Annotated in this window: 1 protein-coding gene and 1 pseudogene; both read right to left on the bottom strand. The window is 57.1% G+C overall.

Annotated elements, in window-relative coordinates; genetic code table 11:
• The coding region (locus FOY56_RS23305; protein ID WP_186766460.1) for an ATP-binding protein at positions 1-338 on the bottom strand (338 nt) is incomplete at its 3' end.
• A pseudogene (istA, locus tag FOY56_RS23300) lies at positions 328-1857 on the bottom strand (IS21 family transposase). The pseudogene istA and the gene FOY56_RS23305, both read right to left, overlap by 11 nt.
• Positions 1858-1970 lie beyond the last annotated feature (113 nt).

Here is a 1970-nt window from a genome sequence, read left to right as displayed (position 1 = left end):
GTTCCGGGGCCACCGATCAGCACGACATTCTCGGCCGCTTCGATGAACTCGCATCGGTGCAGCTGCCGCACTGTCGCTTCGTTGATCTCGCTGGACGCAAAATCAAAGCCCGTGAGGTCTTTGTACGCGGGGAAGCGCGCCACCTTCGTGTGGTAGGCAATGGATCGCACTTCGCGTTCAGCGATCTCGGCCTTGAGTAATTGCGACAGTAGTGGCGTCGCGGCTTCGAACGCTGGCGCGCCCTGGGCGACCAAGTCTTCGACCGCATTTGCCATGCCGTAGAGCTTGAGGCTGCGCAGCATGATGACGATAGAGGCTCCGGCTGGATCATGACGCATGGCGCTTCTCCCCAGCTTGTCTCAACCCATCATAACGATCTACGTTGGCCTCGGGCGTTGTCTGCAATGCCAGCGCATCCGGCGGATCCACTTCGGGGTGATCTGTCGGTTTGCGATCAATCAATCGATGCAGCAGGTTCAGGATATGCGTTTTGGTGGGAACGCCTTCTTCAAGGGCTAGCTCTACAGCTCGCAAGACATCCTCTTCATTGTGCTGAAGAACCAATGACAGGACGTCGACCATTTCCCTGTCGCCGCCGTCCTTGCGCAGCATGTGATCCTGCAGCTGGCGGAAAGCATCCGGCATCTCTGTAAACGGCGCGCCATTGCGCAGAGCACCTGGTTTGCGTTGGATGACAGCCAGATAGTGACGCCAGTCATAGATGACCTTGCCAGGCTTGCGATGTGACCGCTCAATGATCCGTGCGTGCTCACAGACTGGTTGCCCTTCAGCGACGACAACCAGCCGTTCGGGGTAGACATGTAGGCTCACCCGGCGGTTCGCAAAACTGGCAGGCACGCTGTAGCGATTGCGCTCGAAAGTGATCAGGCACGTCGGGGACACCCGTTTGCTGTGCTCAATGAAGCCGTCAAACGCAGGCGGCAGTGTCATTAGCATGGGCCTTTCGGCCTCTCATACGTCAGCGACGGAACCCGGCAAGGCCTTGTGCGAGGTCTCCGCCCACAGGGCGATGCAACGATCTTCAAGCCACTGGTTCAGTTCTTTCAGATCGGCAAAGACAGGCATGACCTGCCACATCCGGTTGCGCGCATCCTGCACATTCTTCTCAACCTGGCCCTTCTCCCAGCCCGCCGCAGGGTTGCAGAACTCAGGCTCAAATACATAGTGACTGGCCATAGCCTTGAAGCGCGCATTGATGTCGCGTTGTTTGCCTTTGCCAACGCGGTCCACCGCTGTCTTCATATTATCGTAGATGCCCCGGCCTGGAACGCCACCAAACACCCTGAATGCATGCCAATGGGCGTCGAACAGCATCTCATGCGTTTGTAGTGGGTACGCCCGCACCAGGAACGCCCGGCTGTGCGACAGCTTGATATGCGCCACCTGCAGTTTGACCCGCTCGCCTGCGATGTTGGCCCAATCCTCGCTCCAATCGAACTGGAAAGCTTCACCCGGCTGGAACACCAAAGGCACATAGGTCCCGCGACCCGTCGTCTGTTCCGCACGATGCCGATCTTCACGCCATGCCCGGGCAAAAGCTGCAACGCGTTTATAGGAGCCGTCATATCCCAGCTTCACGAGATCAGAATGCATCTGCTTCACGGTACGACGCTCTTTGCGTGACTTCCGTGTCTGGATCAATAGCCACGCAGACAAACGATCCGCATAGGGGTCCAGTTTGCTTGAGCGCTTGGGCGTCTTGAACTTCGGTTCTACCGCGCCTTCGCGCAGATACTTCTTCACAGTATTCCGAGACAAACCCGTGCGGCGGGCGATCTCGCGTATCGGCATTTTATCACGCAATGCCCAGCGTCGGATAACACTTAAAAATCCCATGTTGATCACTCCAAATCTCCCCAACCAAAAACGTCGGGGAAGTGTGTTCACATGGGTCAATTCTCAGTGACAATTCAGGGCGATACCGGGTCAGTTCTCAGTGACATTCAACA

Origin of the sequence: Falsiphaeobacter marinintestinus (assembly GCF_007923355.1) — a bacterium.
GTDB classification, from domain to species: Bacteria; Pseudomonadota; Alphaproteobacteria; order Rhodobacterales; family Rhodobacteraceae; genus Phaeobacter_A; species Phaeobacter_A marinintestinus.
Note: the sequence above shows the minus strand (reverse complement) of the source record. Positions and strands in the feature narration are given on the sequence as shown.